Source organism: Levilactobacillus koreensis JCM 16448, from assembly GCF_001435525.1.
Lineage (GTDB): Bacteria > Bacillota > Bacilli > Lactobacillales > Lactobacillaceae > Levilactobacillus > Levilactobacillus koreensis.
Genome location: NZ_AZDP01000008.1, coordinates 1 through 23,599 on the forward strand (window position 1 = coordinate 1; position 23,599 = coordinate 23,599).

Below are 23,599 nucleotides of genomic sequence, written 5' to 3' on the forward strand. Positions count from 1 at the left end.
GGAAAACCGACAATTTCTAATTGCCATTTTCCTACATTTTACGACCGCCATATACAAACAGTCATATCTGGCGGAAACTGGCGAAGCAGTTTATCGTAAGCACCGGCTAAACAGCTGTTATCGTGGACTCTTTGATCACTGTCAAACCTTCTGTAATGCTTTGGTTACAGCTTTAAAAGCTCGCCCCAGAATGCATAGTGTGGATACTTTTGTTCACCAATTCAAGACTAATTACCCAGGAGTTGTCTGTCCCTCAACACCGACGGTGTATCGATACATTGATGACCAGCGTTTAACTATCCGTAATTCAGACCTACCAGCTAAACTCCGTCGCCGAGTCAAACGTCCCGGAACAAAGCATCACCGAATCAATAAGAAGAATCTGGGCCATTCAATCGAAGAGCGTCCCACTGTGGTTCAAGCACGTCAAGAGCTTGGACACTGGGAAGGTGACTTGGTCAAAGGTAAACGAGTTGAATCTGAGCCAGCATTAATGACTTTGACTGAACGTGTTAGTCGTTTAGAAATCATCGTTAAACTTCCCAATTATCATGCCGACACTTGCTTGAAAGCCCTCCAGAACACCTTATATGACTATGGAACTGAGTACTTTAAAACCATTACTTTTGATAACGGTGCCGAGTTCTCAAGCTTGAGCCAAGTGGCGGGAACGGACATCTACTTTGCCCATCCTTATTCACCATGGGAACGCGGAACCAATGAGAACACTAACGGCCTTTTGCGCGAGTTCTTCCCGAAGGGTAGATCCTTGGTTTTGGCCTCACTCATTGATATTCAGCTGGCTCAGGATACCTTAAACAACCGGCTGCGGCGTTCATTAAACTATCGTTGCCCAGCCGATCTAATGCCTGAACTAGCTTAGCAACTAGACCACTTCTAAGAATAGATTCTTAGTGTTGCACTTGATTTGACAATTGAGGAATTTTACAATCTACCTAAAACTAAATATAATTTTTCTAACTTAGTTGTTGCACTTAAACTACTGCATACTCATTTTTCAGTCTTACTTAATCTGCCTCGATGATAAATTTTCTTTTGGATTAAGTATTGATCCTGATCTTGAGTAATAAATAACGGAGAACTTTCTTCTATGACATTGCTAAACTCCAAACCATACCATGAAATAGGTGAGGCCGTAATTTTCTGCAAATAGATGCGCCCGCCAATCAATCTTCTATCTAACGAGCTTAACTTATCATTGACAATTAAATCTGCTGGTTGTTCCTTTATAATAACAAACTTAAAGTCGCCGACTTTCCGTTGTCGCTCTGTTGAATACGTGGGTATTTGTGGTTCTAAAATACCTTGTTCCACTAGATGATTTACAATTTGATGTAAATAGACACTAACGGATTGAGATTTCCTAAACCCTAAGTAAAGTTGAACGTTAACAACATTATGCGTCTCAAGTAAATCAACTGTATAATTACTTTCATAAGGTGCATTGGTTTCATTGACTGTAACAAACCAATAAACTTTAGCTCTTTTAGGTTGTCTGTCGAGAATAGAATACATGGTGCTACGCTTAATTTGGTAATCACCCTTAATTTTAGTCATATACACTAAGTTAGTCGTGAACAAAGGTACTGTATTGTCTGCGCTTAATTTAGAGAGTTGATCACGATAGTCAAGAAGTGAAACATACTCGCTTTCTTTCTCATAATGTTCTCTTCGTTTATTTCCAAAGTACCAAAGCCACATAATATAAAGAATGCCCAACATGATTGTTAACGTAACATAACCGCCATGAATAAACTTAACCAAACTTGAAATTAGAAAGATTAACTCAATAAAACCAAAAAACAAGGCAATTATAAGTGCTGTTCCCTTAGCCAGGTGTTTCTTTAAGAATTCATGCAAAAGCACAGTAGTCATAAGCATGGTAATAGTGATCGCTAAACCATACGCGGCCTCCATTTTTTGTGAACTACCAAAGAACCAGACTACACTAATTGTTATTATACATAGTATCCAGTTAACAGTTGCAATATAAATTTGATTTTTTATATTACTTGGATGTCTAATAACCATTCTAGGTAAAAATTTTAAGCCAATTGCTTCATCGACTAAAGTGTAAGAACCCGTAATCAACGCTTGAGAGGCAATAATTGCAGCGAGTGTGGCTAGCAAAATGCCAACTAGGCGCCAAGTTCCGGGGAGCATTTCATAAAAAGGATTTAAGTTCGATAAGTTCCTGTAAGCAGTATCACCTGCATGTCTAATTATCCAAGCACCTTGACCTAAGTAATTTAAAAATAGGGTACTATATACTAGTGGCCATGTTACATAAATATTCTGCTTGCCAACGTGACCCATATCGGAATATAAAGCCTCTGCTCCTGTGGTTGCCAAAAAGATACTTCCAAGTATAAAGATTCCCACTTTGTTAACTGGACTGAATAGTATCCTAATTGCATAATAAGGAGAAATAGCCTTCAATATCATTGGATAATTGATTAGATTAACGATTCCAAAGACAGCCAAAAAGCCAAACCATAAAATCATCACTGGTCCAAAGGATTTCCCAATCATACCTGTTCCAAAATGTTGAATCATAAATAATACGAGTAGAACAACTGTTGTGATAATCAAGACGTTATGTTGAGAATTACTAAACACCACAGGGCCAAGGTGTTGTTTTTTTAATCCCTCAATGGCTGAAGTCACAGTTACTGCAGGAGTTAATGTTCCATCGGCCAAAATGGCCGCCCCGCCAATCAAGGCTGGCCAAATTAACCATTTTGAATTTTTTCGAACCAATGCATATAAAGCAAAAATTCCGCCCTCACGCTTATTATCGGCTTGCATTGCAATGACAACATACTTCAACGTTGTAATGATCATTAATGTCCAAAAAATCAACGAGATCGATCCAATCACGTAATTGGGAGAAATATTTCCCATTTTACCGGCGTCACCAATCAATGCATTCATAACATACAATGGTGAAGTGCCAATATCACCGTACACAATTCCTAAAGTAACAAGTGCCCCCGCAAAAGAAACACGTTCTAGTTGCTTATTCATATTTGCTTGCCTCCAACGCTAATTATTGAAATATAGCACTGCAAAATAGTAAGCCTAAACACGAAGAAAAGCAACTATGCCATATACATCATAATGAAATCACTTTAAAGAAGCTCATAATTTACAATCTACCTTAACATTAAATTTCTTTCGATACCTTATAAAGGTTGTCCGTTTAATTCCTGTATTACGGGCAACATCGACATCACTCATGCCTGCCTGATAAAGTTTAAAAGCATGTTGCAAGCGGGGATCGTCTTGGGTGTATTGGGGTTTACGCCCATGATATTTACCCTGCTGCTTAGCTAAGGCAATCCCTTGCTGCTGGCGCTCAATGATTCGCTTACGTTCACTTTCGGCCTGATACTTATAGAGTTCAATAATCAAGTTGGTCATCAGTTGACGTAAATTTGGGTCAGCAATCCCTGTCATGGACGGCAAATTCAACACATCTAGGGTTGCTCCCTTATTTTGAATGGTGTTCATGATCTGGGTTAAATCCTGGTTGTTTCTGCCTAAGCGATCTAATTCAGTGACCAGGACAATATCACCCTCACGAATATAGGCCAGCATCTTTTGCAGTTCTGGCCGATTAATGTTAGCCCCACTTAATTTATCCGTAAATAATTTATCAACGTCTTTTAAAGCCGCTAACTGTCGATCTAAATGTTGCTCCTTGGAACTCACGCGAGCATAACCGATTTTAGCCATTTTTAGCTCTCCTTTTGGACAGTTCTAATGAACACTTGTAATTCCTAGTATAGCACAGAAACAAGAAAGGCCACTAGGGTATACCCTAGTGGCAAGATGCAGTTTACAGAGAATGGTCTGAAAAACAGTTAGACCAGTAAAACCCCTGAGTTTGGATTTACTCCAACTCAGGGGTTTGCTTTACTTATTAATCTAATAAATCTTTTCGTTTGGTGCTCAATCACTACTTATTTGATGCACACCAGGTAACTGGGTCAAGGTAAAATTAATTTTTCAGTTGGCAAATTACAAGTTTAATCCGAACAAGCCCGGAATCTTTCAATGGCAGTCTGTTGATGATGTATTTTTAATGGTCGTTGATTAATTAGTTCAAGTGCTGCTAGGATCTCATCAGTCGTTACTTGGCTAAAATTGGTCTTTTTCGGGAAGAACCAGCGTAACCGTCTATTAAAATATTCATTGGAACCTCGCTCCCATGGTGAATATGGATGGCAAAAATAAACTTTGATCTGATAATCCTGTTCTAAGGCCTGATAATTGGCAAACTCTTTACCATGATCAACAGTAATGGATTTTACTTGGGGACCGAAGGCCCCCATAAACTTGCCAAAGGCGGTGTTTAGAGCCTTAGCCGTTCTATTAGGGGCTTTGATGGCCCATAGAAGTCGGGTCTTACGTTCTACGAATGTAACCAGACATGATCGTGGCTCACTTCGACTAGAAAGCACCGTATCTACTTCCCAATGACCAAAAGCTAACCGTTGATTAACAGTTGTTGGCCGTTGTTCGATGGAAGTCCCACTTGTAAATTTCCCACGATTTTCGCTCACTCGGTGCTGGCGGACATTCCGATTGGGTAGATCAGTCAATTTGAAGGGGAGCCAGCCACGATTAAGCCAATTATAAATTGACGCAGTGCTCAAGTTATAAGCGGCCGCAATGGTTTCTGGTGACCAGGTTAATCGTAAGTGATTGGTAATTAAAGTCGCTAATGCTGCCGTCAGCATCGAACGACGACCGCAATTCCGCCTTTTGCGATCTGCATCTTGCTGAGCTAATTCTGGATCATAAGGTTTAACCCGGTCCAACTCATAGCTAATCGTAGCTTTGGCGACGCCTAAGGCGTCAGCCATTACTTGGTAAGATTTATTTCCCTCATTGACCAGTTGTGCTAGTGCGCCACGTTGAAAACGTGATAAAGTAGATGTACCCAAAGTAATCACTCCCTATATTGGTTGGAATTAGCTACTACCATTGTAAGTGATTGCTTTGGGCTTTTTAATTTCTGTTCGGATTAATTATAGAATTTGCCTTTTTCAAACAGCTAGACGATACTATAGCTCTTCATCAGCGTAAGCTTGAAAAACTCCAGGAACTCAAAAAAGGGTATCTACAAAAGATGTTTTGCTGATTCTTAATTTGATCAAATTTAGGATCCCATGAAACTCCATGATCTATTTTTATTGTGCTTGGTCAATACTTAATTCACCTGTATAATAGATTACGCAGGAAGGTTTAAGGGCGGTGGCTGTCTTTTCCCTTGTGAGGTGAGGCCCATGGGAACATGGAATAATCTTCAGGAAGGTTTCACAGTCAATGAGCGTCTTCCAGGCACTCTCGTTGATGTTGCTGTTTGGCACGTTTTTAATCGCGCTACTCAGCTATATCGACAAGCACCACAAATAAAAAAGCCGCCCTGCGTAACTTTGGTAGGTTACAGGGTAGCTTAATGCTGTCTTATTAACTTCGCCACCGCCTTTGAAGCGGCTTGCGTAGGAAGTCTTGTTAGCGCAAGGCTTCCTTTTCTGTCTACATTATAGCATGACTATGAAAAATTGGGTAGCAAGGCATTTTCGGCATATTATTTATCTTTGTATTTTTCAAAATAGGTTCAACTAATTCTGTTTCAGCGTTTTTCGTACTTCACCGTATTTGTATATAGTTTTCCAATACCCGTTGTGCTAGTTGAAATGGGACAATTAAAGTACATAAAAAGCCTGGCAGGCTTACACTTTTAAGTATCCTAAACAAAGAAGTGTGAACGATGTCAAGCCAATATTATCTTACTCAACCTACAACTATCGTGCAAGCACCTTGGCAACCCTGGGTTGCGGTTGTAACGCCACTATATCAACGTTATGTTTCCTGCAAAATTCGGCAAAGAAAGAATGCTAATCATGCCAAAATATCAGATGTAACTATCATGGCTTTGATGTGTTGGCAGGTATCACTTGGTATCACTAATCAATGTGCTTTTTATCGTCTGTTAGTTGGGTTAGGGCTGACTGGTTTGCCAGAACGATCTCGTTTTAATCGACGGTGCACAGCTATGGGCTGTCTGCTCCAAACCCTGCGGGTTGGTTTAGTTAAACACTGTTTACCATCAGTGACTTACACCATCATAGATAGTTTTCCAATCCCATTATGCCAATCAATTCGTAATCATCGAGCCAAAGTTTTACGCTCACTTGCTGACATTGGCTATAATGCCACCAAGAAACAATGGTTCTATGGTTTAAAGGGACATTTTCAGGTCACCAATCAAGGCATTGTAGTGGCCTATTCAATTTCAGCTGCTTCAATTCATGATATTCGTTTAGTGCCAGAATTGATTGACCAATACGCTTGCTCACATGTTTTGGCCGATGTTGGCTACCTTAGTCAACCACTAAAAGATCAATTAAAGCAACGACACATTGATTTCTGGACACCCAAACGCCGTAACATGCCCCAATCACGACTGAATAGCACCTTATTGAAGCGCCAAAGGCGCATGATCGAAACTCTATTCTCTAAATGGCAGGTTTTATTTCAGGTTGAACATAATCGGGCCCGATGTCTGCGTGGTTTCAAAAGTCGATTAGAACAACTTTTATTCGTAGATACCTGGCAGCTAATTAACTAGCACAACGGGTAGTTTTCCAATATGTTTATGTCTGCCAACGGACCCACTTAATCTGATACCTACCATTATGATAAACCAATTTACCTATTAACTTAGTCTTGGTGCTTTTTTTCTAAGGTTGCTAATAATGCATCAATCCGTTGTTTAACTTGGGGTCGTTGGGTTGTATCAGTTAACAGTACTAACGTATCACCTTCATGAATCAAGGTGTCACCATGTGGAATCACTTCTTGTTCGCCACGCCGGATTCCAATGAGCAGTGCTTCTTTAGGCCATGGCATGTCTCGGACCATTTTGCCGTTTAAGGGACTGCCAAAGAAAACCGGTATTTCCAAATGATCAGGTCGATGAAGTTGCTGAACAGTTTTAGGCATTGTCATCTGCTTAAGCAATGCTTCATAGATTGGTGCACCGCCTAATAAATCAACAACAAGGTAAGCAGTTAACGATATGACTGCTAATGGCATTAAATGTGTTAAATTGCCAACCATTTCTGTTACCAGCAAGATAGCTGTGAAGGGAGCTTTTCCGATTCCAGCAAAGTAACCGGCCATGGAAAAAATGATTAGGTTCATGATATAGACATGCGATAATAATCCTAATTGATTCATTAAGACGCCATAAACCGCACCAATCACAGCACCTAAAGAAAGAATCGGCAAGAAAATACCGCCAGGTAATCCGGAACCATATGAAATCATTGAAAAGACGAATCGTATAATAAAAATTGCAATTAGTACAAACAAAGGTGGAACATGCTGGCCAAATCCCAAAATTAAGCCATTACCACCACCGAGTAAATTTGGCGAAAAGTAACCAACTAAAATTACCAGCAGAAATGGTACGACACCTTGTATTGGGCGTGGCAAATGTGTCAATTGATGATACCACCTAGGCATAACTAACAAGACCCGTTGATATAAGTAACCAAATAATCCCAAAACAATGCCGAGTAAAATTAAGTGCCAATAATTTGATACTGGTAAACTACGTGAATAACTTAAATGTAACACGGGAACAAGTCCGAAAACATTCAGCGAAATAAAATTTGAACCAATTGCTCCGGCTAATGCTGTTAACCAAACCAGCGGTGAAAAATTATGGTAAATCTCTTCTAAGACAAATAGAGTTCCAGCAATGGGGGCATTAAACGCTGCTGCTAATCCAGCAGCGGCGCCTGATGCAATTAGTAGTCGGCGATCAGTTCCTGATAACTTAAACTCAGAAGCGAAACCTTGACCAACTGACGCACTTAATTGAATCGCTGGTCCTTCTCGTCCGAGAAATAATCCAGGTCCCAATGCCAGAATACCACCGATAAATTTTCGCCAAAGAATTGACCACCAGTGCATTTCCAATTCACCAGCCAATTGACCTTCAACTTGCGGAATTCCAGAACCAGCGATATAAGGTTCTCTCTTGAGAAGTCGAGCCACAATTAACGCTAAACCAAGGTTGATGCCTATCAACAATGCCCATTCCCACCAAACAAACGGCGCGATTCGTAAGTATCTATATACCAATCGACTATAGTGCAGCCCTATCTCAATACAATAGCGAAATAAGCTAACAACGGTGCCACTCATTAAACCCACAAGCAGGCCGAGTAAAACAAATCGCAAACGAGTAACGTCAAATTTTTCTTTTACAAGCTGTATCAAATAACTAATCCTCCATTATAACCAATATTATATAATTTAGTACTTAATTAAACTAGGCAATATCTCGATGAAATCTAGTAGTTATTTTTCACAGAGAAGGGGTGTCATACCGCTAAAATGTTTTAGTAGTTTATATGACGAGCCGCATGTTTGAGTAGTAATGGTGCTAATAACGTTGTTAGGATAATGGCAGTGATAATTGCCGAATAGTAATCATCACTGATTAGTTTGGATTGGTAGCCTATTTGAGCGATAATCAAGGCCATTTCCCCACGCGAGACCATCCCTGCACCAACGAGGTAAGCTTCATTCGAACTGAATCCGGCCCATTTAGCCCCACTCCCCGCTCCTAATAGTTTCGTCAGTGTTGCCACAATTGTCAATACGATAATTAATAACAAATCGTGTTCTATGCCAGCTAGTGACATACTTAAACCAATTGAAACGAAGAATACAGGAATGAAAATCGCATAACCGATTGGTTCGATACTTTGATCAACTTCATGAGCTACATGAGTTTGTGCAATCGCAATTCCTGCAAAAAAGGCCCCAATTACTGCACTCAGTCCAATCAGATTTGCAATATATGCCATACCAAAACACAAAATCATCGCCATTATAGTAGGTCCCACTGGATTCAATAATTTGGTGCCTAGTCTAGCGAGGAGAGGGGCGATAAAACGCATCACGAAATAAATTGCGGCAAAGTAAATTAGCTGCTCTAAAAAAGTCAGAGCTAGCGGTATCTGGGTATCCGTACCAGCCTTTGTACCTATTAAACTTACCATAATGCTAAGTAAAACGACAGCTAGCACATCGTCAACCACCGCGGCACCGAGGACTGTTGAACCGCTCTTACTATCAAGTAAATTTAGTTCTTTCATGACAGCAACTGAAATTGAAACCGACGTTGCGGCAAAAATAACGCTCAAAAACAAGCTTTCAAATTGTGTCAAGCCAAAAACAATACCAACTGGATAGATCAGTACCATCGTAATCAAAACTCCTAACAACGCGACAATTATGCTAGGACGCAAATATTTTTTAAGCAATGTAAGATCACTCTCAAGTCCGGCGATAAACATTAAGATGATAACCCCAATCTCTGAAAAAATATGGATGAAATCATTGGCGTGAACCCAATTCAACAACGCAGGGCCAAGAATAATTCCAACAAATAATTGACCGATCACTGCTGGGATACCAACCCTAGAGGCTAGATGGCCAAATAGACTAGTTGTAATCAAGATGATCACCAAGGTACCTAAAAATTCCAAACAAAAACCTCCTCATACAAAAAACGTAAACCCAGATACCTCTTACACACCCCTGAAAGAGAACACCTTGAGCTTACGTCAACTGATTTATTTATTCATGTTTTAATAATACTTCTTATATGCTAGCAAACTAATCAAAAATATTCAAGTAACGATAAGTTGTCACATTTAGTTACTTATTCGAAACACAGACACCGCCAACTTTAAAAGTGATTTCTGAATTTTCTTTATCTGGCAAATTACAAGTTTAATCCGAACAAGCCCGGAAACTTTCAATGGCAGTTTGTTGATGATGGATTTTTAATGGCCGTTGGTTAATAAGTTCAAGCGCTGCCAGGATTTCATCTGTCGTTACCTGGCCAAAGTTAGTCTTTTTCGGGAAGAACCAACGTAACCGTCGATTGAAATATTCATTGGAACCCCGTTCCCATGGTGAATATGGATGGCAAAAATAAACTTTAATTTGATAGTCTTGTTCTATGGATTGATAATCGGCAAACTCTTTACCATGATCAACAGTTATAGATTTCACTTGGGAACCAAAGGTTCCCATAAACTTTTCAAAGGCGCTATTTAAGGCCTTGGCAGTTCGGTTAGGGGCTTTTATGGCCCATAGAAGTCGCGTCTTACGTTCTACAAAAGTGACCAGGCATGCTCGTGACGCTTTCCGGCCAGAAAGCACTGTATCTACTTCCCAATGACCAAAAGCTAACCGCTGATTAACAATTGTTGGTCGTTGTTCAATCGAAGTCCCACTTGTAAATGTGCCACGGTGTTCATTAACTCGACACTGTCGGATATTTCGATTAGGTAGATCAGCTAATTCGAAAGGTAACCAGCCACGATTAAGCCAATTATAAATTGAAGCGGTACCCAAGTTAAAAGCAGTCGCGACCGCTTCTGGTGACCAGGTTAATCGCAAGTGATTGGTAATTAAAGTCACTAATGATGATGTTAGAATCGAATGGCGACCGCAAGCCCGTCTTTTGCGGTCAGCATCTTGTTGGGCCAATTCAGGGTCATAAGGTTTAACCCGGTTCAATTCATAGTGAATGGTAGATTTGGCAACGCCTAAAGCGTCAGCCATATCTTGGTAAGTATGATGACCTTCACTGACTAGTTGTGCTAGCGCGCCACGTTGAAAACTTGATAAAGTAGAGATACCCAAAGTAATCGCTCCTTATAGTTGGTTGGAATTAGCTACTACCATTGTAAGAGATTGCTTTGGGCTTTTTTTAATTTTTGTTCGGATTAATTATAGAATTTACCCATGTAAAAACTTATGACGATCAGAAATTAGGCTAAGAAACTTTGCGAGGTCATCATCGGTAGGTAGTTGCTTAACAAAGTTACGTGCTACTGACCGCTTGTTAATATATTGTTTTTATCGTCCTATTTTTTATTGGCCCGTATTTGAGATTCAGTTAATTTAGACATGATATTTTCTCATTACTTATTTAAGTTAGATACATATTATATGTACGAAGGCATTTCATTTACACAAGATTCTTGACGCTACCAGGCATTTCATTTACACAAGATTCTTGACGCTACCTCGTACTCATACGGATCAGCAAACATCGCTAACGTCGTTTTTAAAACTAAGTCATAGACTTGATGCTGTATTTTAGGTAAGGTAGCTAATTGATCTTTAGTCGGGACGACTTTAGTCATGATAATGGCGTAGTGTTCTTCAACCTTTTTTCCATTAACATAGCGCTTATTTGGGGTGGTATTGGTTAAAGCGACTGGCTTAGAGACTAAACCCAGATACTTCGTCAGATTAGCCACTAAATAATCAAATTCTTCATCAGTGATGTAAGCACAATCGGTGCGGGGATAACTAAGGTACTTGGCTTCGTATAAACTCTGAATGGCCGCTAAGGTTTGACTGGCGCTGGCGTGATAACGTTTATTCATGGCACTTTGCAGACTGGATAGCGAGAATAGTTGGGGACTAGCACGTTTTTTAGCCTGGTTTTGAACGCCCTTGATTAAACCAGCCTGTGAGCCTTTCTGAACGTGTTTAGCTTGCATGAATGTCGTTAGCCCTGCTTTGTCTTTAAATCGCTGATAGGGGGCTAATTTCGCGACGAATTTTTGCTGATTAGCTACAATTTCCGCATTTAGTTCAAAATAGGGTTCCGGCTTAAAGTTTTTGATTGCCTGGTCTCTTTGATAGACCATACACAAGGCTGGCAGCTATGGGTAACTAATCGAGCACGCTCTACGTACCAAATTTTTATCAATATAAAATACATTATGGGCTACCATTCATACCAATTAACCAGTCGCTAATTTTGTGATTACAAGTGCATGCCCCCATCTTCATGCCGGTTTCGAGTTTGGTGTTGCCGTTGCTTTTTCGTCATTTCCCACTCAGTCTCCTTTAAACCTTGCGCCTGTTTTTGCCGTTCGTAATCTTCATCACGGGCATATAAGGCGGTCATGATTGCGTTACTAAAGGCCGTCTTTAAGTAGTAGCTTGGACTAACTGGCTTGTAATTTAGCGGTTGATAATGTCCAATATTTACTTTTCTATACTGGTCGTCCTTGGCTTGTTGCCCTTTTAACTGCTTTTGGATTTTCTCAATCTGACTGTTCTTAATCATTGGATCGACTTTGCATTCACCCAAAAAGAGTTGTTTAGTGCCATCATGCTTTAAAACCCGTTGTAAGTGATGATTTTCTAACTGATCTAAGCTAAGCTGTCCCGATAAATAAGCTAGTCCTTGTTGATGTTCTTGGGGACTGAACACCTGTGGTGGATTTGCTTGCCACTGTTCAATTGTTTCAGCCTGACATGGCTTTAAAACAGGATCATAGTACATCACGGCTGTGTAGGCTTGTTCCTGTTTAATCATTGGTAATTCATTAAAATTGCCGTTAGGAAAGGCTCTTCTTAAAACTTCCTGGTATTGGGTTTGAATAACTTGCTTAACAGCCATGATTGTTCGCAAATCTTTGACTGCGCGAGTAATCTTTTGCTGCTCGGTTGGTGAATACTTTTCTAGTAGACCTTGATCAACGTGTTCTAGACTTTCTAAGCTATCATCATGAATCATCAGCGTATATTTAAGCTCGATTTTGACTTCCTTTTCTTGTTGCATTAATAACTTCCAGCCAACGTATGGCCGTTTGGTAAAGGTCAATAATTGTCGGATCAATAAATCATCACGAATATTCATTAAACGTTCGTTTAATTCACTGCCTTTGAAAATCGTTTGTTCACTATTAGTTTCTTTAATCAATTCCCGTCGTTCAGCCGCGGTTGTCTGTTCAAAATCAAGCTCTGGATAAAGTTTTTTAGTCGTGCGATCAACTACTTTATTTAAGAGCTCATCTGCTTTTTTTAGTGAACTTTCTTGTTGGTTAATTGTCAATAATTGCTTAGTGACATCTTCACCAACAGCGTGCTTAATTAAGGTACTGTTTTTCCAATTAAATAGCATGCGCCGCTTATCATCTAAACTTTCCAAACTAATATAAGTTTTCAGTTCGTGGCTTAACTCTTTGACCACTTTTTTCTCGTTAAACGAGAAGTGTTTACTTAGGCTATCCAAGTGGCCTTGATTAACTACTTTCTCCTGCATATTTTTATAGCCAGCTTGGGACTTACGATAGTTCTTAACTTGTTGATTAAATGCCTTTCTTTCATGCCGTTTGCTATTGATTCCCTCGTGTTGCATTGGTGTGTCAGCTATTCCCTGTTCCACAAATGATTTTTCACTGATCCGATCAGGAATGCTTTTTTGCTCTAAAGCCTGATTGACACTTGCCGCCCAATTGTGCCGCCATTCAGTTATTTTTTCTTTTTTATCCCAATCAACCAACCAAATTTTTCGGTTTCTCACATTCCCTGCAGGGGTCTTAGTTTTATTACCATGACTATCTAAAATGTATTTGGTTTTTGTTTTCTGTCCCCAAGTACCATCGGGGTTAAATGGGCGATTGGTTAACATCACGTGTGCGTGTGGATTATCTGGGTGATCACGATGAATCGCTACATCGGCTACCATGCCTTGATCAACAAAGTTTTCTTGCACGTATTTAGTTAATAATGTTTTTTGTTCATCTTCACTTAACTCAATTGGTAAAGCCACGTTAAACTCTTTTGCATACCGTGAGTTTGATTTACGATCTTTCTTTTCAACTTCATTCCATAATTGTTCTCGATTACTGGCCCATGCTGGTGCATTTTTTGGCGTCAAAATAAAGCTTTCTGGCATAACCGAGCGGGCATAAAAATAGTGGCGACCTTCCTTATCATCAAATAGCTTTTCACCACTTCGATAAGCGGCACTGGCAATCGCACTTCGTCCTTTACCAGCACTAATATTACTAAAACTCATGTGAAAAATTGCCATGTCGGTCACCACCTTTCTTTGGGTTTATGGGTTTGACTTTGTTGTCGCCATCGGCGACTTCTAATACAGGTTTTAATGGGTTTAGCACAACGTCATCAAAGATGACGTGTAAGTGCGCATTGACCTCGTTTCACTCGGTCTTCTGATTCTCTTAACTTTAATTTAGTGTATGCCTTCCGCTTCGCTATTTCAAATTTTATACTTTGACTTAACGTTTCTTATATGATATAGTTTCGGTGATTATTTCTAATATGATTGGAGGGATCGTTATGTCTCAAAGTAACTTAGAAAAACAAGAAGCTAAATTAAAAGCCCTCAATCAAAAAATTAAGGACGAAAAAAATAAGATTGAACAACGGCTAGGTAAACAAATCATCAGTCAAGCCAATTTAGATTATGCTAATTTGTCTAACGATCAGATTAAGCTTTTAGCCAAGCAATTTTCTGAATTTTTAAAGGTAAAGTCCGTAGATCATTAGCCATACGAGATGGGGAAATTCCATGTCTAATCAATATGAAAAACTAGTCGAGCAGCAAGCGCGTTTAAAACAAAAAATTGAGCGGGAAGATTTTAAATTACGGCAATCTAAATACTATGAAAATCGACAAGCACGAAAAGCCCGTTCTCGCCGATTAATTCAAAAAGGCGCTTTATTAGAAAAGTACTTTCAAGCTAATAACCTATCGGTCGAACAAACCGAAGAACTTTTAAAAACATTTGCTGACTATGTTAACACCCATAAACCGGATAAATTAAAAAACGATCAACCTAATAACTAGGCCGATCGTTTTTATTTTCAGAATTGTTTTTTGGCTTAATTTCTGGATTGTTTTTAGCAAAGTCTTTTAACTGTTTTTGAATTCTTTGTGTAAGCTCTGCTTTACTTTCTTTGTGCTTCCTTTTACTTGATCGCTGTTGAATTATCTTTTGATCCTTACCTCTTCTTTTTGATTTTAGGGCAAGCGTAAAATCTGAAATTTTATTTTGATCTAGCTTACTTAAATGACCGATTTCTTTAAAGTTTAAACCGGCTTTGGGAAAGCGATAAATATTACCAAGATCGACCCAGGAAGGTTTCTTCAACCCAGCGGATTGCCAATCTTGAATCGGATAATATTGTTGCTTGATATAAGCCGACTTCTTTTCATACTGACTAGTAATTTTAAAAGCCTCGACCGTCTGTTCTGATACCCGACGAATTAAAACTGGCCGAGACTTGCCACCGTTAGTTTCTACAAAACTAACGTATAGGCTGACTAAGTCATTAGTCCTCATCTGGATCATTGAGCCAATCAGCGACTTCTTTGGCGTCTTTGAACTCTGTTACTGGTGTCCCTTCGGTCGCCTTTAAAAAGCGTAAATTAGCTTTTTCTTCTTCGCTTAAAGACGCATTAAAAGGTAAAGCACCATTAGCAACAATCCGCTTGTAAAACATGTTAATGGCCGTGGTTGGATTTAAGCCCAATTCGCTTAAAACTGCTTCGGTATCATCGGCCAAATCTTTATCAATCTTGACTTGGACCCGTTTCTTTTCCTTAACTGCCATGATTGTCTCATCTCCTTTCTTTTGCTACTACTATTATACTACCTTTTAAGTACCTTATCAATAGATAAAGCCCTGGCCTCAAATCACTTGAGCTTGGCGTTGAGCTAAAGGCTGAACTTTTGAGCTGGTTAGCCTGGTTAGCTCTGGCACTCATTTAAAAGCCCCTATTCTTCTGTTTAAGACATTTAAATCTAACTTAAGTATAAAGGGGAGGTCGGCAAGCCTTAAAACTGCTTAGAAAGGATTTTGTAGCCTTTTAGGATTAGTAGTACAACCCACTGTTGTCGTTGTCGGCCGGCTTTTCTTCTTCGGGGTGTTTGGCCGCGTATTCACTAGCCGCTTGTTTATTCCACCAAACAGCAAATAGTACGACACCAAAAACTAAGCAGTATTCATCATGTTACAGCACCCAAGTAAAAGCTACGAAGATAAAAACATTCATCCTCAAAATATGTAACCTAGAAAAAAGGCCTCCAGGGGTATACTCCTACCAAGGTAGACAAGCAAAAGAAAAATATCTCACAGTTCAAGCACTCTCGAAAAAAGTAAATCCCGACACTAATCAAGTGTATGGGATTAGTTTCATGTGCCAGTATGTCGGTGTATCTCGAGCTGCCTACTACAAGTGGCTTCACCGTAAAGTTAACGCGCATGAACTGGAGAATGAAGCCATTTTGGCGCATATCATTAAGCGTGAAGAATCAAAGAATTATATTTTTGGCGTCCGGACCATGACAACGTATATTAATGAGGAGACCCCGTACCATGTTAGTGAGGGTCGGGTTCGTCGTATCATGCGTCGTAACGGGATTCAATCATCAATTCGTGCGGCTAAGCATGATCGAAAACAGGAGAAGAAAGACCACATTTACGCCAATAAGTTACTAAACGAAGATGGTAGCCATGATTTCAAACCTGAGCAACCAAATATGACTTGGGTGACTGATTGTAGTGAATTGAAATTTGGGCCCGACCAGAAGCAACGCTTACGTGTAAGTGCCATTAAAGACCTTTGTGACCGCAGTATTATCGCATGGGCGGTCGCCAGTACTGAGACCAAGGAATTAGTATCTGAAACACTCAAACAGGCCCTGAAAGCAACTCGTGGTGTGAAACCACAGATTCTTCATTCCGATCAAGGCTCGGCTTATACTTCTGGTGACTACAACACCCTATTATCTGGAAAAGGGATCGTCCATAGCATGTCGCGACCAGGAACACCAGGCGACAACAATGCCATGGAGTGTTTCTGGAGCCAGCTAAAGACTGAAGAACTGGCTTTCAAGGCACCACTCTCGGAAGTTGAATTAATCGGGATTATCAAGGCGTACGTCACATGGTATAACACGGAACGACGTCAGAAAACACTAAACGGCATGACTCCGGAAGAATACCGGAATCATGCCGTTCAAAAGAGTGCATAAAACTTTAATTATTTGACTTGTCTACTTGACAAGGAGCAGCTCCCAGTGTTAAACCGTGAGCCTTTTTTAGTATACCAATTTCTACTTCACATAAGGCGGCTTATCCCAAGTAACCCACATTCACCGCGGTACTTCCACATTCCGTTATTTTTTGATTGTGAACTTGTCCAAAAAAGAAGTGGTATAGGTCGCAGATTGGCTTTAATTGGGGAAAATGAGTTTGTGAAATTCACTGAAATTACATCTAGGCCATTCCCTTGAATTCAACTGTCTCATTCTTTGTATTAACCAAAAATTTGCCAACACTTCCCCGATACTTCACGGATACTTTAAAGGAATACTTGTAATTTACTCGAGTGTATCGAATACTACTAATTCTTCCCTGATACCCTTGACTACGCAAAACTCTCTTCACTTGGTTCCTTTGTCGCTCAGTAATTCTTGCAGAACTCCGATAGATTGTCTTCTTAACGATCACATCTGGATTCAATGGAACAATGTAATCCTTACATTCCAACAATTCCACCAACTTTCTTTTTTTCTTTGGAATTTGACTTGACGGGTTACGGTTTTCCATTCAGTTTAGAGGGAGTGACGTTTTGAGCGCAGAATTGTTCCCTGGAATCAGCTATTTGGAATAACTGAACCAGAGTACAATTCTACTACTAAAAGTTTCCCCTTAGTTCGTCGGTCGTTAACGCCCGTCGCTTGTCTGTACAATTGCGGTATTGCTACCACCACTCATTATAAACCTACGTTTTCGGTTTAACCTACTAAAAAACGCCCTAGCAGGCGTTGGTAATACGTATTTATTTTTGTTCGATCACCAACTAATCAGTGGCACCAAGCCGAAGCTTCGTTTTACCACCCGCGCCGTTAATGGTCGCGCTCACCATTCACCACCCAGCCGTACAGATGACCTTGTTGTGGTATAGCCAGACTTATTGAAGTCGCACTGGCAAACGTGTCCCCTTGGATTTAGACCCCAGCTTGTCCCCTAGGGCTTTAAAAATCGCACCGGCCATGATATAATAGTCATTAAATGATGATGACTTTTATGTGGCGCTCACCGATGCCAGTCGGTGGGTGTTTTTTTTATGCAGTTTTTTAGGTATTACTTCTTTTGAACTACTGACAGTGTCCCCCATGATTCACAGTTAGTACAGCAAACGGTGGAAATAATGTTAAAAGCACATCATATAATAGGACTGTCAATACCAATGATTATAGCCCTTTCATAGGATATCTGTCAACAATTATATTTAATTTCCCTTTTTCCCTTTATCTATTTTTCCCCAAATAGAATTATCCCTAAATAGAATTATCCCTATATCCCTTTTTCTATTTAGGGATATTTTTAATTCCCATTCTAACAGTGTTCTCAGTCGATAAGTATCCCTTTTTCCCTTTATCCCAATTTCTATATATCCCTAATTCTATATATCTAAATAACTATTTAGGGAAATTCCCCTTTTGCTATTAAATTGTGGTATACTAACTAAAAATCAATTGGAGGTCGTTGTTATGGATATTCCAGACGTAGTAAAGGCTATACAGTCTCGTGATGAGGCATTAACCATTGTGATTGGTAATCAAAAGGGTGGCGTGGGAAAAACAACTAACACGTATCTCATCGCTTATACCTTAGCTAAAATGGGAATACATACGTTGGTTGCAGACTTAGACCCACAAGCCAACGCCACTAAAACACTAATGTTAACGAAAAGTCAGCAGGAAGATACCGTGTACTCAATTAAAAAAACTCTGATGGTAGGCGTACAGGAGAAAGATCTAACAGACTTACCAGTTAAGATAATGGATAACCTTGACCTAATTCCTTCATATATTGATTTCCAAGATTTCACGAAATATTTATATCAGAATACGAATAATGTGTACGAAGAAACACATCTGTTGGAACCCTTGTTTAATCCATTGAAGAAGAAATATGATGTAATTCTGTTGGATGTGCCACCATTTAGTATTGAGATTACCCGTAATGCTGTTATCTTCTCAGACTTTGCACTTATCAGCTTGCAAACACACGATGATAGTCTATCCGGTGCAGAAGAGTATGTGAATACCCTTTCCAAACTTCAGCAAGAGTATCAGCTAGATATAGAGGTAATTGGTATCTTGCCAATGCTTCACGATGCCCGTAACGGCGTCGATCAGACAATCATACAATCTGCTAAGGATGAGTTTGGAGAAGAAAATGTATTCACAAATATTGTTACTCAAATGGCCCGGATTAAACGATTCCCAATTAATGGAATTACCGATAAGGACCGCTTCGATAAGCGAGTGTTAGACAAGTACCAGCAAGTTACCGATGAGTTATTAAGCCGGATTGGCTTATTTATAGATGATAAGGAGGCCAAGTAAGATGCCAAGTAAAAAGCCTAATATTCTTCAACGAAGGGTTACCGGAGCGGTAAAGCCATCAGAAGAGTACCATGCAACAGATAATGCTACGAAAAAAGAGAATAAATCTTCCTCTATACCAAAAAATCAGAAAAAATCCCTTAAGGTATCCGCAGAGACTTACAAGGATATGAAAGTCCTGAAGACAATTGAACATGTTGGCTTCGACTACGAGATTATCCAGCTTCTTATTGACCAGTATTACAAGGATATGACCGAGGAACAACAGCGCAGGTATACCGTATTGCGGGAGAATATGTAAGCAGTGCTACATTAAAATAAAAGAAAGAAGTAATGGTAGATTGCAAATTTAATCCGAATTTTTTGACAAATTGGTCAGCATGACCTGATAAGGTGTTTGCCAGTCAAGTATTTTAAGTGGTCTCTGATTAATTTCGAGTAAGGTGGTTTTCAAGCCTTGAGCACTAATGTGCTCAAAATAAGTCCCCTTAGGATAAAAATAGCGTGAGTTCCGATTAAATCGTTCATTACTGCCGCGCTCAGCTGGCGTATAAGCATGGCAGTAATAGGTCTTAATACCGTATTGTGCTTCAAGTGATACTAGCCCACTAAACTCAGTGCCACGGTCCACCGTAAAACTATGCACCGGGCCATTAAAAGTTGCTAGAAACTTATTTAGGGCTTCATTAACAGTTACTGCTGTCCGGTTTTTTAATCGGTAGGCCCAAAGGAACCGTGATTTGCGATCGATTAAGGTTAATAAAACTGCCTTACTATGCCCACGGGGGCCAACAATTGTATCTAATTCAAAATCACCGATGCGATTACGTCGATTAACCACGATGGGTCGCTGTTCAATTGACCGTCCTAATGATTGATTATATTTAGAACGTTGGTCAAGGTTACGCCGTTGGCGCACGCCATGTTCAGGCAAATCATTTAAAGAAAACTCAATTTTCCCTTGATTTAACCAATTATAAATTGATTTAGTCGCTAGTTTAAATTCGTGAGCAATCATTCCTGGTGACCAACTTAGCCGTAAATGGTTTAAAATTATTTGCCTTAATTTGTCATTCAATTTAGTCTTTCGGCCACATCGTGACCGCTTGTATTCGGCATCTGTTTGGGCCACTTCGGCTGGTAAGGTTCACATCGAGCTAATTCATAAGAAATTGTGGCAGGTGATCGTTTTAGGCGATCGCTCATTTGGATATTGGACAGCCCTAGTTCACAAAAGGTTTCGATTTTAATTCGTTCAGAATAGGTTATACTAGACAAAAGATCAGCTCCTAAAAGATGTGTTTGTGGTAAACACCATTTTAAGGGAAGCTGATCTTTTTTGTCCGAACAGCGTCGGATTAATTTTACAATCTACCGTTCAGCACTTCTTTCGTACCATCTGGACGAATGCCAATCGCAATATGAACGGCTTCTTTTTGAACGGTATCCCGCTTTAACGGCAAGTAAGTAGCATCTAAGAAGATGGCCACATATTGTGAAGCCAGTCGACGTTGCTGGAAAGCTTGAACCTGTTCATTGACGGCTTTAGTCATGTTGGAAACCGTGGCTTGAGAGTAGTGAGCACCGTACATTTTTTCAATGAGTTCGGCAATTTCAGCAGTGGTAATTCCCTTGGTATACAACTAAATGACCGTTGTTTCTAAATTATCACTGTGCCGCCCGTAGGCTGGCAAGGTATGATTTTCAAACCGGCCATTGCGATCTCGAGGAATGGTTAAGTTGGCCGTACTTCGTATCAAACGAGCGCTCATAACTGCCGTTGCGGTTATTACCAGTGTTAATCCCAGCGTATGAGTAGCGTTCGTAACCCAAAAACTCTGCCAATTCGGTTTGAAGCAGCTGGTTAATCGCAATTTCGAGGTGGTGACGAAAAACTTCGTCCAAATCTTGCTTTTGGGCTAGTGCAGCGATAATTTCTGTGGTAAGTTCATTCATGGGGAATGCCTCCTGTGATGTTTTCTGTGGTTACTAAATATCATAAGGGAAGGCATTCCCTATTTCTATACAATTCAGAAATCTTTTATGCATTTACACAAGATTCTTGACGCTACCCTTTTATAATTGTGCTATATTGAACATGAAGGAAGCGAAGCACTATGACTATGGTGAAAGCAGCTGTTATTTACGGTCCTAAGGATATCCGCTTTGAAAAAAGAAATATTCCTGATCCGGCACCAGATGAAGTTCAAATTGAGGTTGCATTTAATGGTATTTGTGGTAGTGATATTCATGAATATTTAGAGGGTATGGATTTGGCGACAATGCCTCATCCGCTAACCCATATGCAGGCTCCGCTGATTCCTGGTCATGAATTCTCTGGGACGATTTCTAAAATTGGAAAACAAGTATCTAAATTAAGAATTGGAGATAAAGTTGCAGTCGAGCCAATGATTGCTTGTGGAAAATGTCCGGAATGTCTTTCTGGTCATTATAATTGGTGTGAGCATGCTATAGGTAGTGATCAATCAGCAGGATTCTTAGGATTTTCGGCTAACGGTGGCTTAGCTGAAAAGTGCAATGTAAAAAGTACCTTTGCACATCTCTTGCCAACTAACTTTCCGCTTGATTTAGGGGCTTTAGTTGAGCCAGTTTCAGTTGCTGCACAAGCAGTTATGGCAAGCCGAGTGTCTCCTGGAGATGATGTCTTAATTCAGGGTGCTGGTCCAATTGGATTGTTCACGGCCTTAATAGCACAAATTTCTGGTGCCCATCACGTCATAATAAATGACATGTCAGAGGAACGTTTGGATTTAGCAAATGAATTAGGGGTTCAATACCCAATACGTGCTGATAGCCAAAAGTCATTAGCTCACGCTATCAGCACTATCACGGAAAATCAGGGAGTAGATGTTGCATTTGATTGTGCCGGTGTACAACCCACACTTACTGGTGCCATTCAGGCTCTTAAAAACGGTGGCAAGGTTACCGTGATTGCATTATTTCAACATCCACCAGTTGTAGATGTTAGAGCTCTTCTTAAAAAGGGTGGTAGTTTATTAACATCTTATGGATATGCCAATATCTTCGATCGAGTAATTAAGATTATAGATACCCATCGGTCACTATTCAAACGTGTCATTACAAAAAAGATTGAATTAAATGAATTAGTTTCAGAAGGAATTGAATCCTTAGAAAAGGATAAAAAACAAGCAAAGATTTTAGTTCGTTTGCATTCTTAGTTAACATCAGTTTTCTCAACCCAAGTGCCCTATAATTATGGCTCTACGTCAACTGGTGTTGAAGAATAAATTTATCATTTGAGGCGGTTCTCCATTTGGGGAGCCGTCTTTGTCATGTTATGCCGTGATTTGGTAGATTCGTTTGAAGAAGTTCAGCTGATTCTTGAAGCCAAAACAGGATCGTTTGAGTGACTTGATGAGGTGGTTAACCCCTTCGATCGGACCGTTGGAATAAGGGCTGGTGACAGCGACTTCGTGTCGCTTAAGCGTCACGATCGTCATGTCCATTGCCGTACCGTTTAGCTCGTAAGTAGCTAACAGGATTGCCAGTTCCGCGGGATGTTTCCTCACCATCAAGGCATCATGAGGCGCTAAGTAGGTCTCGTAGGTTTGCTTGAACTTGGGCAGAGTTTAACACTAACGTGTAGTGATCTTTGATTTACTCCACATTAATTATGCCAGTTGCGACAAGGGTTAGCGCCATTTACTACACCTGAGCAAGATTATTCACATTCTGGTCATAAACAACCGGTTTTTAGTGTTGCAATGGGCGTAACTCAATGGTGATGTAGCTCTATCAATGCGTGTGCACCGCTTAAGATTCGTCGGCTGATTATTACACCCGTAGCTGCCTTATTAAGAACCTGTCTAGTATCTTTTAAGAACTATCTTCAGGAAGGCCAATACAACCATTTGAAGACTGCTGTTAAGGGCACGTTCACAGTTTTTCCAAAGTCGCCGACATTTGTCTAGCCAACTCCATGAACGTTCAACGATCCATCGTTGCGGTAACACCGTGAACATATGCAACTCGTTGCGTTTAGCTACCGTCGTCTTAGCATTCAAAATGAGCTTCACCTGATCCGCAAAGTCATTGCCAGTGTAGCCACCATCAACCATGACATGCTGAACCAGCTCTAAATTTTGGCTAACCAAACTAAACATAGCCAATGCACCTGAACGATCTGATACATTAGCTCGTGTCACGAGAATGGCTTGTGGTAAACCATTAATATCAACCGCCAAATAAAAACATGTGGTATTTTGGTTGGGAGAGTGGGTCGTCGATTGGGG

At 40.0% G+C, this 23,599-nt stretch carries 18 protein-coding genes and 7 pseudogenes; 10 read left to right on the plus strand and 15 right to left on the minus strand.

What is annotated here, in order from left to right; translation table 11 throughout:
- A partial coding sequence (locus FC99_RS00295) for an IS30 family transposase (RefSeq protein WP_056986397.1) occupies positions 1–883 on the plus strand: 883 nt, incomplete at its 5' end.
- A gap of 128 nt (positions 884–1,011) precedes the next feature.
- Here the strand turns inward: FC99_RS00295 and FC99_RS00300 are convergent.
- The 3 genes from FC99_RS00300 to FC99_RS00310 all read right to left on the minus strand — a co-directional run bounded on the left by FC99_RS00300 (position 1,012) and on the right by FC99_RS00310 (position 4,973).
- Positions 1,012–3,048 (minus strand): KUP/HAK/KT family potassium transporter, encoded by a 2,037-nt coding sequence (locus tag FC99_RS00300; RefSeq protein WP_015639648.1) that lies wholly within the window; start codon positions 3,046–3,048, stop codon positions 1,012–1,014.
- A gap of 114 nt (positions 3,049–3,162) precedes the next feature.
- The gene (locus FC99_RS00305; protein ID WP_056986399.1) at positions 3,163–3,759 is read right to left on the minus strand and encodes a recombinase family protein; all 597 of its coding nucleotides are present in this window, start codon (positions 3,757–3,759) and stop codon (positions 3,163–3,165) included.
- A gap of 293 nt (positions 3,760–4,052) precedes the next feature.
- Positions 4,053–4,973, minus strand: a complete 921-nt coding sequence (locus FC99_RS00310; RefSeq protein ID WP_056986401.1) for an IS30-like element ISLsa1 family transposase — start codon at positions 4,971–4,973, stop codon at positions 4,053–4,055.
- 95 nt (positions 4,974–5,068) lie between these two features.
- On the opposite strand from FC99_RS00310, the pseudogene FC99_RS14390 reads away from it, so the two are divergent.
- The 3 genes and pseudogenes from FC99_RS14390 to FC99_RS00315 all read left to right on the plus strand — a co-directional run.
- Positions 5,069–5,170, plus strand: a pseudogene (locus FC99_RS14390) (restriction endonuclease subunit S); the annotation flags it as partial.
- A 212-nt stretch (positions 5,171–5,382) separates the two neighbouring features.
- Positions 5,383–5,445 carry a putative holin-like toxin gene (locus tag FC99_RS14395; RefSeq protein ID WP_222843308.1) on the plus strand — a complete coding sequence of 21 codons (63 nt, stop codon included), beginning with the start codon at positions 5,383–5,385 and terminating at the stop codon, positions 5,443–5,445.
- A gap of 358 nt (positions 5,446–5,803) precedes the next feature.
- Entirely contained in the window at positions 5,804–6,664 is an 861-nt protein-coding gene (locus FC99_RS00315; protein WP_042521211.1) for an IS982 family transposase, read from the plus strand.
- 92 nt (positions 6,665–6,756) lie between these two features.
- On the opposite strand, the gene FC99_RS00320 is transcribed toward FC99_RS00315, so the two are convergent.
- The 5 genes and pseudogenes from FC99_RS00320 to mobQ form a co-directional block, all read right to left on the minus strand.
- A complete protein-coding gene (locus FC99_RS00320) occupies positions 6,757–8,325 on the minus strand; it encodes a ClC family H(+)/Cl(-) exchange transporter (RefSeq protein WP_056986405.1) in 1,569 nt (522 codons plus the stop codon).
- Between the two features lie 122 nt (positions 8,326–8,447).
- Positions 8,448–9,602, minus strand: coding sequence for a cation:proton antiporter (locus FC99_RS00325; RefSeq protein WP_056986407.1), 1,155 nt, complete (start codon positions 9,600–9,602; stop codon positions 8,448–8,450).
- Between the two features lie 247 nt (positions 9,603–9,849).
- The gene (locus FC99_RS00330; protein ID WP_054519348.1) at positions 9,850–10,770 is read right to left on the minus strand and encodes an IS30 family transposase; all 921 of its coding nucleotides are present in this window, start codon (positions 10,768–10,770) and stop codon (positions 9,850–9,852) included.
- A gap of 386 nt (positions 10,771–11,156) precedes the next feature.
- A pseudogene (locus FC99_RS00335) lies at positions 11,157–11,789 on the minus strand (DNA topoisomerase); the annotation flags it as partial.
- Positions 11,790–11,908: 119 nt separating this feature from the next.
- Complete coding sequence (mobQ, locus tag FC99_RS00340) at positions 11,909–13,969, minus strand: MobQ family relaxase (protein ID WP_056986409.1); 2,061 nt, start codon at positions 13,967–13,969, stop codon at positions 11,909–11,911.
- Between the two features lie 251 nt (positions 13,970–14,220).
- Between mobQ and FC99_RS00345 the strand changes: the two genes are divergently transcribed.
- Both FC99_RS00345 and FC99_RS00350 read left to right on the plus strand, forming a co-directional pair.
- On the plus strand, positions 14,221–14,448 hold the full coding sequence (locus FC99_RS00345; protein WP_003555660.1) for a hypothetical protein: 228 nt from the start codon (positions 14,221–14,223) through the stop codon (positions 14,446–14,448).
- A gap of 22 nt (positions 14,449–14,470) precedes the next feature.
- On the plus strand, positions 14,471–14,749 hold the full coding sequence (locus FC99_RS00350) for a hypothetical protein (RefSeq protein WP_013356307.1): 279 nt from the start codon (positions 14,471–14,473) through the stop codon (positions 14,747–14,749).
- Here FC99_RS00350 and FC99_RS00355 read toward each other — a convergent pair.
- From FC99_RS00355 to FC99_RS14400, 3 genes and pseudogenes are all read right to left on the minus strand, one after another.
- Positions 14,739–15,245, minus strand: a complete 507-nt coding sequence (locus tag FC99_RS00355) for a hypothetical protein (protein ID WP_056986438.1) — start codon at positions 15,243–15,245, stop codon at positions 14,739–14,741. The two genes, FC99_RS00350 and FC99_RS00355, sit on opposite strands and share 11 nt — an antisense overlap.
- A complete protein-coding gene (locus FC99_RS00360) occupies positions 15,235–15,516 on the minus strand; it encodes a type II toxin-antitoxin system RelB/DinJ family antitoxin (RefSeq protein WP_010014534.1) in 282 nt (93 codons plus the stop codon). The genes FC99_RS00355 and FC99_RS00360 overlap by 11 nt, the downstream gene beginning before the upstream one ends.
- A gap of 262 nt (positions 15,517–15,778) precedes the next feature.
- Positions 15,779–15,883 (minus strand): annotated as a pseudogene (locus tag FC99_RS14400) (plasmid replication initiator protein A); the annotation flags it as partial.
- Between FC99_RS14400 and FC99_RS00365 the strand changes: the two are divergent.
- The 3 genes from FC99_RS00365 (at position 15,834) to FC99_RS00375 (ending at position 19,626) form a co-directional block, all read left to right on the plus strand.
- Positions 15,834–16,940 carry an IS3 family transposase gene (locus FC99_RS00365; RefSeq protein ID WP_476738438.1) on the plus strand — a complete coding sequence of 369 codons (1,107 nt, stop codon included), beginning with the start codon at positions 15,834–15,836 and terminating at the stop codon, positions 16,938–16,940. The pseudogene FC99_RS14400 and the gene FC99_RS00365 sit on opposite strands and share 50 nt — an antisense overlap.
- A gap of 1,524 nt (positions 16,941–18,464) precedes the next feature.
- On the plus strand, positions 18,465–19,325 hold the full coding sequence (locus tag FC99_RS00370; RefSeq protein WP_056986414.1) for a ParA family protein: 861 nt from the start codon (positions 18,465–18,467) through the stop codon (positions 19,323–19,325).
- 1 nt (position 19,326) lies between these two features.
- A complete protein-coding gene (locus tag FC99_RS00375; RefSeq protein ID WP_056986416.1) occupies positions 19,327–19,626 on the plus strand; it encodes a hypothetical protein in 300 nt (99 codons plus the stop codon).
- Between the two features lie 48 nt (positions 19,627–19,674).
- Here FC99_RS00375 and FC99_RS00380 read toward each other — a convergent pair.
- Positions 19,675–20,603: pseudogene (locus FC99_RS00380) on the minus strand (IS30 family transposase).
- Positions 20,604–20,701: 98 nt separating this feature from the next.
- A pseudogene (locus FC99_RS13525) lies at positions 20,702–21,281 on the minus strand (IS256 family transposase); the annotation flags it as partial.
- Between the two features lie 161 nt (positions 21,282–21,442).
- Between FC99_RS13525 and FC99_RS00395 the strand changes: the two are divergent.
- Positions 21,443–22,525 carry an alcohol dehydrogenase catalytic domain-containing protein gene (locus tag FC99_RS00395; RefSeq protein ID WP_003561291.1) on the plus strand — a complete coding sequence of 361 codons (1,083 nt, stop codon included), beginning with the start codon at positions 21,443–21,445 and terminating at the stop codon, positions 22,523–22,525.
- A gap of 117 nt (positions 22,526–22,642) precedes the next feature.
- On the opposite strand, the pseudogene FC99_RS00400 reads toward FC99_RS00395, so the two are convergent.
- Together FC99_RS00400 and FC99_RS00405 are read right to left on the minus strand one after the other, a co-directional pair.
- Positions 22,643–22,936 (minus strand): annotated as a pseudogene (locus FC99_RS00400) (transposase); the annotation flags it as partial.
- A gap of 237 nt (positions 22,937–23,173) precedes the next feature.
- Positions 23,174–23,554, minus strand: a pseudogene (locus FC99_RS00405) (transposase); the annotation flags it as partial.
- Positions 23,555–23,599: the final 45 nt, after the last annotated feature.

Coding starts and splice junctions, on each gene's coding strand:
- FC99_RS00305 (WP_056986399.1), bottom strand. CDS start 3,759: ATGGCTAAAATCGGTTATGCTCGCGTGAGTTCCAAGGAGCAACATTTA.
- FC99_RS00355 (WP_056986438.1), bottom strand. CDS start 15,245: ATGAGGACTAATGACTTAGTCAGCCTATACGTTAGTTTTGTAGAAACT.
- FC99_RS00395 (WP_003561291.1), top strand. CDS start 21,443: ATGACTATGGTGAAAGCAGCTGTTATTTACGGTCCTAAGGATATCCGC.
- FC99_RS00350 (WP_013356307.1), top strand. CDS start 14,471: ATGTCTAATCAATATGAAAAACTAGTCGAGCAGCAAGCGCGTTTAAAA.
- FC99_RS00345 (WP_003555660.1), top strand. CDS start 14,221: ATGATTGGAGGGATCGTTATGTCTCAAAGTAACTTAGAAAAACAAGAA.
- FC99_RS00370 (WP_056986414.1), top strand. CDS start 18,465: ATGGATATTCCAGACGTAGTAAAGGCTATACAGTCTCGTGATGAGGCA.
- FC99_RS00375 (WP_056986416.1), top strand. CDS start 19,327: ATGCCAAGTAAAAAGCCTAATATTCTTCAACGAAGGGTTACCGGAGCG.
- mobQ (WP_056986409.1), bottom strand. CDS start 13,969: ATGGCAATTTTTCACATGAGTTTTAGTAATATTAGTGCTGGTAAAGGA.
- FC99_RS00315 (WP_042521211.1), top strand. CDS start 5,804: ATGTCAAGCCAATATTATCTTACTCAACCTACAACTATCGTGCAAGCA.
- FC99_RS00360 (WP_010014534.1), bottom strand. CDS start 15,516: ATGGCAGTTAAGGAAAAGAAACGGGTCCAAGTCAAGATTGATAAAGAT.
- FC99_RS00300 (WP_015639648.1), bottom strand. CDS start 3,048: ATGAATAAGCAACTAGAACGTGTTTCTTTTGCGGGGGCACTTGTTACT.